Consider the following 6,996-nt stretch of genomic DNA (forward strand, 5'->3'; position numbering starts at 1 on the left):
AATGGAGGAAAGTATTATGACAAAAGTTTATTATGATCAATCAGTAGAAAAAGATGCACTACAAGGTAAAAAAATCGCTATTATCGGTTACGGTTCTCAAGGCCATGCACATGCTCAAAACCTTAAAGATAACGGTTACGACGTAAGAGTTGGTATTCGTCCAGGTAATTCATTTAATAAAGCTAAAGAAGATGGATTAGATGTTTATCCAGTGGCTGAAGCAGTTAAACAAGCAGACGTTATTATGGTATTACTTCCTGATGAAATTCAAGGTAATGTATATAAAAATGAAATTGCTCCAAATTTAGAAGCTGGTAATGCATTAGCTTTTGCACATGGATTTAATATTCATTTTAACGTCATCGAACCACCTAAAGATGTAGATGTCTTCTTAGTAGCACCTAAAGGTCCTGGTCATCTAGTAAGACGTACATTTGTTGAAGGTTCAGCTGTGCCAGCATTATTTGGCGTTCAACAAGATGCTACAGGTCATGCACGTGATATTGCTTTAAGTTATGCAAAAGGTATTGGTGCTACACGTGCTGGTGTTATTGAAACAACATTTAAAGAAGAAACTGAAACTGACTTATTCGGTGAACAAGCTGTACTTTGTGGGGGAATTCATAAACTGATTCAAAGTGGTTTCGAGACATTAGTGGAAGCTGGATATCAAAAAGAATTAGCATATTTTGAAGTACTACATGAAATGAAACTGATCGTTGATTTAATGTATGAAGGCGGTATGGAAAATGTACGTTATTCAATTTCAAATACTGCTGAATTTGGTGACTACGTATCTGGTCCACGTGTCATTACTCCAGATGTTAAAGATAATATGAAAGAAGTACTTAAAGATATTCAAAATGGTAATTTCGCTAATCGCTTTGTTAAAGATAACGAAAATGGATTTAAAGAATTTTATGAATTACGTGAACAACAACATGGTCATGAAATTGAAGCAGTGGGTCGTGAACTAAGAAAAATGATGCCATTCATTAAATCTAAAAGCATTCAAAAATAAAATGTAAGGAGATGTTAAAAATGGAAAGCCATATTCAAATATTTGATACAACGTTAAGAGATGGAGAGCAAACACCTGGTGTGAATTTTTCATTTGATGAACGTTTAAGTATTGCTAAGCAACTTGAAAAATGGGGAGTCGATGTTATTGAAGCAGGCTTCCCCGCTTCAAGTACTGGAAGTTTTAAATCTGTAGAAGCAATCTCTAAAGCATTAACTACCACTGCAGTGTGTGGATTAGCAAGATGTAAAAAATCTGATATTGATGCTGTATATGAAGCAACAAAATGTGCTGCTAAACCACGTGTTCATGTATTTATTGCTACTTCCCCTATTCATTTAGAGCATAAGCTAAAAATGACTCAAGAAGAAGTCTTAGAATCAATTAAGGAACATGTCAGTTATGCTAAATCATTATTCGATGTAGTACAATTCTCACCAGAAGATGCATCAAGAACAGATCAAGCATTCCTTATAAAATCTGTTCAAACAGCTGTTGATGCAGGAGCTACAATAATCAATATTCCAGATACTGTTGGATATAGTTATCCAAGTGAATATGGTGTCATTTTTAAATCTCTTATTACAAATGTTAAATCAGAAAAAGAAATTATTTATAGTGCACATTGTCATGATGATTTGGGTATGGCAGTAGCAAATAGCTTAGCTGCAATTGAAAATGGCGCGAAACGCATTGAAGGTACTGTAAATGGTATTGGTGAACGTGCAGGTAATACTGCATTAGAAGAAATTGCATTAGCACTATACGTTCGCAAAGATCATTATGGTATTGAAACAAAATTAAAATTAGAGCAAACTAAATTGACTTCAGATTTAATTTCTAGATATGCAGGCATTCGAGTTCCAAGAAATAAAGCAATTGTTGGTCAAAATGCTTTCAGTCATGAATCAGGTATTCATCAAGATGGTGTTCTTAAAAATCCTGAAACGTACGAAATCATGACGCCTCAACTTGTTGGAATAAGCAAAAACGAATTACCTTTAGGCAAACTTTCTGGTAAACATGCTTTTGCTGAAAAACTTAAAACGTTAGGTTATGACATTGAACCTAAACAACAAATCGAGTTATTCAAACAATTTAAAGCAGTAGCAGATAAGAAAAAATCAGTATCTGACCGAGATATTCATGCGATTATTCAAGGTTCTGAACATGAACAAAATGCAATTTATCAAGTAGAAACTTTGCAATTACAATATGTTTCAAATGGTCTACAAAGCGCTGTTGTTGTCATTAAAGATAAAAAAGGTCATATTTATCAAGATTCAAGCATTGGTACAGGATCAATTGTTGCAATTTACAATGCTGTTGATCGTATTTTTAAAAAGGATAGTGAACTCATCGATTATAGAATTGATTCAGTTACTGAAGGTACAGATGCACAAGCTGAGGTTCATGTTGAGCTTGTTATTGAAAATCAACATGTTAATGGTATAGGTATCGATCATGATATACTTCAAGCTTCTTGTAAAGCATATGTAGAAGCTCATGCTAAATATATTGCCCAAGATTTAGAGAAAGTAGGTAATAAATAATGACATATAAAATTGTTGCTTTACCCGGAGATGGCATCGGACCTGAAATTTTAAATGGAAGTTTAGAGTTATTAGAAATAATAAGTAAGAAATACAATTTCACCTATAATTTAAAAAGTTATGATTTTGGAGGAGCCGCCATTGATACACATGGCACTCCCCTTCCTAATGAAACACTCTCTGCCTGTCAAGAAGCAGATGCGATTTTATTAGGAGCAGTTGGAGGACCAAAATGGACAGATCCTAATAATCGTCCAGAACAAGGATTATTAGCGTTACGTAAAAAGTTAGGCTTATTTGCTAATATTCGTCCTACTAAAGTGACTGAAGGTACCAGTCAATTTTCACCTTTAAAAGAAGAGCGTGTTAAACATACAGACTTAGTTATAGTTCGTGAATTAACGAGTGGCATTTATTTTGGTGAACCTAGACATATGAATCATTCTGAAGCATTAGATTCTCTCACTTATACTAAAGCTGAAATAGAACGTATTGCTAAAGTTGCATTTGAATTAGCACGTACTCGTAGTAAAAAAGTAACTTCTGTAGATAAAGAGAATGTCCTTGCTTCAAGTAAACTTTGGAGAAAAACTGTTACTGAAGTAAGCAAGTCTTATCCGGACATCGAATTAAATCATTTACTCGTTGATGCGTGTAGTATGCATTTAATTACTCATCCTTCACAATTCGACGTCATTGTTACTGAAAATCTCTTTGGTGATATTTTAAGTGATGAAGCTTCAGTAATACCTGGTTCACTCGGTTTATCACCTTCGGCAAGTTTTAGTGAACACGGTACTAGACTTTATGAACCTATTCATGGTTCAGCGCCTGACATTGCTCATCAAAATCTTGCTAATCCATTTGGAATGGTATTGTCACTAGCAATGTGTTTAAGAGAAAGTTTAAATCAAAGTGTCGCAGCAGAAGAATTAGAACATGCTGTATATCATTTAATTAAAATTGGTAAAACAACAAAAGATCTTGGAGGACACTATAAAACTTCAGACATCTTTGAGTTACTAAAAAAAAGTTATCAATAAAGGGAGGTACATAAATAATGGCTCAAACATTATTTGATAAAGTTTGGAATAAACATGTCTTAACTGGTAAAGAAGGCGAACCTCAACTCTTATACATAGATTTGCATCTTATACATGAAGTGACCTCTCCTCAAGCTTTTGAAGGATTAAGACTTCAAAAAAGACAACTTAGACGTCCAGATTTAACCTTTGCAACTCTTGATCATAATGTTCCTACAATCGATATATTTAATATTAGAGATGAAATTGCTAATAAACAGATTACGACTTTACAGAAAAACGCCAAAGATTTTGGTGTACATATTTTTGATATGGGTTCAGATGAGCAAGGTATCGTTCATATGGTAGGTCCTGAAACTGGATTAACACAACCAGGTAAGACAATCGTATGTGGTGATTCACATACAGCAACTCACGGGGCATTTGGTGCTATTGCTTTTGGCATTGGAACAAGTGAAGTAGAACATGTTTTTGCAACTCAAACATTATGGCAAACAAAACCTAAAAATCTTAAAATTGAAGTTTCAGGTAAATTACAACCAGGTGTGTATGCTAAAGATATTATTTTACATTTAATCAATCAACATGGTGTAGATTTCGGAACAGGCTATGCACTTGAGTTTACTGGAGAAACCATTCAATCACTATCCATGGAGGGTCGAATGACAATTTGTAACATGGCAATTGAAGGTGGAGCTAAATACGGTATTATTCAACCGGATGAAACTACATTTGAATACATCAAAGGTCGACCATATGCACAGAACTTTAATCAATCTATTGGAGAATGGCAGAAACTATATTCAGATGAAGATGCTCATTTTGACAAAGTGATTACACTTGATGTAACCAATTTAGAACCTCAAGTGACATGGGGCACAAATCCAGAGATGGGTGTGAATTTTAGTTCTCCATTCCCAGAAATTCAAAATATTAATGATGAACGTGCATACAACTATATGGGACTAAAACCTGGTCAAAAAGCAGAAGATATCGATTTAGGTTATGTCTTTTTAGGTTCATGTACTAATGCTCGCCTATCAGATTTGATAGAAGCAAGCCATATCGTAAAAGGAAAAAAAGTACATCCTAAAATTACTGCTATTGTTGTTCCTGGCTCACGTACAGTAAAAAAAGAAGCAGAATCTCTAGGGTTAGACAAAGTATTTAAAGAAGCAGGCTTTGAATGGAGAGAACCTGGATGTTCCATGTGCTTAGGAATGAATCCTGACCAAGTACCAGAAGGTGTCCATTGTGCCTCAACAAGTAATCGAAATTTTGAGGGTCGACAAGGTAAAGGTGCACGTACACATCTTGTTTCTCCGGCTATGGCTGCAGCCGCAGCAATAAATGGTAAATTCGTTGACGTAAGAAAGGTGGTTGTATAAGTAATGGATATTCAACCTATCACCCAATACACAGGTAAAGTAGTCCCTTTGTTTAACGACAATATTGATACAGATCAAATTATTCCAAAAGTTCATCTTAAACGAATTACTAAAACTGGTTTTGGACCCTTTGCTTTTGATGAATGGCGTTATTTACCTGATGGATCAGATAATCCGGATTTTAATCTAAACAAACCAAAATATAAAGGTGCTTCAATTCTTATTACTGGAGACAACTTTGGTTGTGGTTCAAGTCGTGAACATGCTGCTTGGGCTTTAAAAGATTTTGGCTTTAATATTATTATTGCTGGTGGTTTTAGCGATATCTTCTATATGAATTGTACAAAAAATGGAATGTTACCTATTGTTTTAAATGAACAATCTAGAAAATATCTAGCCGATCAAAATAATATAACGGTTGATTTACCAAATCAAACTGTGTCAGCAAATCATCAATCTTTCCACTTTGATATAGATGAAACTTGGAAAGATAAACTTATAAATGGATTAGATGATATTGCTATTACATTAAAATATGAAGAATTAATAGAGAAATATGAGAAAACAATGTAAGGATGATAACAAATGGTTTTAAAGACAACGATAACAGCTACTGATGTAGACGAAGCTTATTTACGTATAAAAGATGTTGTGAAAGAAACACCATTACAATATGATCATTATCTTTCACAAAAATATAATTGTAATGTTTATTTAAAAAGAGAAGACTTGCAATGGGTACGCTCATTTAAATTGCGTGGTGCTTATAACGCTATTTCAGTATTAGACACACAAGCTAAATCAAAAGGTATTACTTGCGCAAGTGCTGGTAATCATGCCCAAGGAGTAGCTTATACTGCTAAAGCATTAAATTTAAAAGCTGTTATCTTTATGCCAGTGACAACCCCTCTTCAAAAAGTAAATCAAGTTAAATTCTTCGGTGCAGAAAATGTAGAAATCGTTCTAACTGGCGATACATTTGATGATTGTTTAAAAGAAGCTTTAGTTTATACAGATGAGCATCATATGACATTTATTGATCCATTCAACAATGTTTATACTATCGCTGGTCAAGGGACATTAGCAAAAGAAATTTTATTAGAAGCAAAAAAAGAAAAGATTCAATTTGATTATCTCTTTGCAGCTATTGGAGGCGGAGGTCTAATATCCGGTGTAAGTACATATATGCATGAACATAGTCCACATACACAAATCATTGGCGTCGAACCTGCCGGAGCAAGTAGTATGTATGAATCAGTAGTAGTTCAAAATAAAGTTGTAACTTTAGAACATATAGATAAATTTGTTGATGGCGCTTCAGTAGCACGTGTTGGTGATATTACCTTTAATATTGTCAAACAATACGTCAACGACTACTTACAAATTGATGAAGGCGCAGTATGTTCTACAATTTTAGATATGTACTCTAAACAAGCAATAGTAGCAGAACCAGCAGGTGCATTAAGTGTATCAGCTCTTGAATTTTATAAAGACAATATTATAGGAAAAACTGTAGTATGCGTAGTCAGTGGTGGAAATAATGATATTAATCGTATGAAAGAAATTGAAGAACGTTCACTTTTATATAAAGAAATGAAACATTATTTCATTTTAAATTTCCCTCAACGTCCAGGAGCTTTAAAAGAATTTGTTAATGATGTTTTAGGTCCTCAAGATGATATTACTAAATTTGAATATCTAAAAAAAGCTTCTCAAAATACGGGTACTGTTATTATTGGCATTCAGTTAAATAATCATCAAGATTTAGAACAATTAAAACATAATGTCGATGAATTTGATCCATCAAATATTTATATTAATGAAAATAAAATGTTGTATTCATTATTAATTTGAAATAATATTAAAAACTTCTTCAGTATATTATTGAAGAAGTTTTATTATTTTTATCATTTTTTAGTTTAATACATTTACTCCTCAATTCATTAGTTTCAAAAGATTTATCTAAATTTCGACATAAAAAAAGAGACCTC

6 protein-coding genes are annotated in these 6,996 nt (G+C 33.4%); all 6 read left to right on the plus strand.

The genetic code is table 11. The features are described from left to right. The first annotated feature begins 16 nt into the window (after nucleotides 1–16). From ilvC to ilvA, 6 genes are read left to right on the plus strand one after another with little or no spacing between them, the layout of a single operon-like run. Nucleotides 17–1,021, plus strand: coding sequence for a ketol-acid reductoisomerase (gene ilvC / locus HMPREF2561_RS03810; protein ID WP_002455079.1), 1,005 nt, complete (start codon nucleotides 17–19; stop codon nucleotides 1,019–1,021). Nucleotides 1,022–1,041: 20 nt separating this feature from the next. After that, entirely contained in the window at nucleotides 1,042–2,574 is a 1,533-nt protein-coding gene (locus HMPREF2561_RS03815) for a 2-isopropylmalate synthase (protein WP_017175292.1), read from the plus strand. Beyond that, the gene (gene leuB / locus HMPREF2561_RS03820) at nucleotides 2,574–3,617 is read left to right on the plus strand and encodes a 3-isopropylmalate dehydrogenase (RefSeq protein ID WP_017175293.1); all 1,044 of its coding nucleotides are present in this window, start codon (nucleotides 2,574–2,576) and stop codon (nucleotides 3,615–3,617) included. The genes HMPREF2561_RS03815 and leuB overlap by 1 nt, the downstream gene beginning before the upstream one ends. A gap of 17 nt (nucleotides 3,618–3,634) precedes the next feature. After that, nucleotides 3,635–5,005, plus strand: a complete 1,371-nt coding sequence (gene leuC, locus HMPREF2561_RS03825) for a 3-isopropylmalate dehydratase large subunit (protein WP_037541697.1) — start codon at nucleotides 3,635–3,637, stop codon at nucleotides 5,003–5,005. 3 nt (nucleotides 5,006–5,008) lie between these two features. Further along, nucleotides 5,009–5,578 carry a 3-isopropylmalate dehydratase small subunit gene (gene leuD / locus HMPREF2561_RS03830; RefSeq protein ID WP_017175295.1) on the plus strand — a complete coding sequence of 190 codons (570 nt, stop codon included), beginning with the start codon at nucleotides 5,009–5,011 and terminating at the stop codon, nucleotides 5,576–5,578. Nucleotides 5,579–5,590: 12 nt separating this feature from the next. Next, a complete protein-coding gene (ilvA, locus tag HMPREF2561_RS03835; RefSeq protein ID WP_070468358.1) occupies nucleotides 5,591–6,859 on the plus strand; it encodes a threonine ammonia-lyase IlvA in 1,269 nt (422 codons plus the stop codon). Nucleotides 6,860–6,996 lie beyond the last annotated feature (137 nt).

The sequence above is a fragment of the Staphylococcus sp. HMSC069E10 genome (assembly GCF_001809205.1).
GTDB classification, from domain to species: Bacteria; Bacillota; Bacilli; order Staphylococcales; family Staphylococcaceae; genus Staphylococcus; species Staphylococcus hominis.

What these genes read in the sequence shown, in the direction of transcription:
- leuD (WP_017175295.1), top strand. Translation starts at nt 5,009, where the DNA reads ATGGATATTCAACCTATCACCCAATACACAGGTAAAGTAGTCCCTTTG.
- leuC (WP_037541697.1), top strand. Translation starts at nt 3,635, where the DNA reads ATGGCTCAAACATTATTTGATAAAGTTTGGAATAAACATGTCTTAACT.
- ilvC (WP_002455079.1), top strand. Translation starts at nt 17, where the DNA reads ATGACAAAAGTTTATTATGATCAATCAGTAGAAAAAGATGCACTACAA.
- HMPREF2561_RS03815 (WP_017175292.1), top strand. Translation starts at nt 1,042, where the DNA reads ATGGAAAGCCATATTCAAATATTTGATACAACGTTAAGAGATGGAGAG.
- leuB (WP_017175293.1), top strand. Translation starts at nt 2,574, where the DNA reads ATGACATATAAAATTGTTGCTTTACCCGGAGATGGCATCGGACCTGAA.
- ilvA (WP_070468358.1), top strand. Translation starts at nt 5,591, where the DNA reads ATGGTTTTAAAGACAACGATAACAGCTACTGATGTAGACGAAGCTTAT.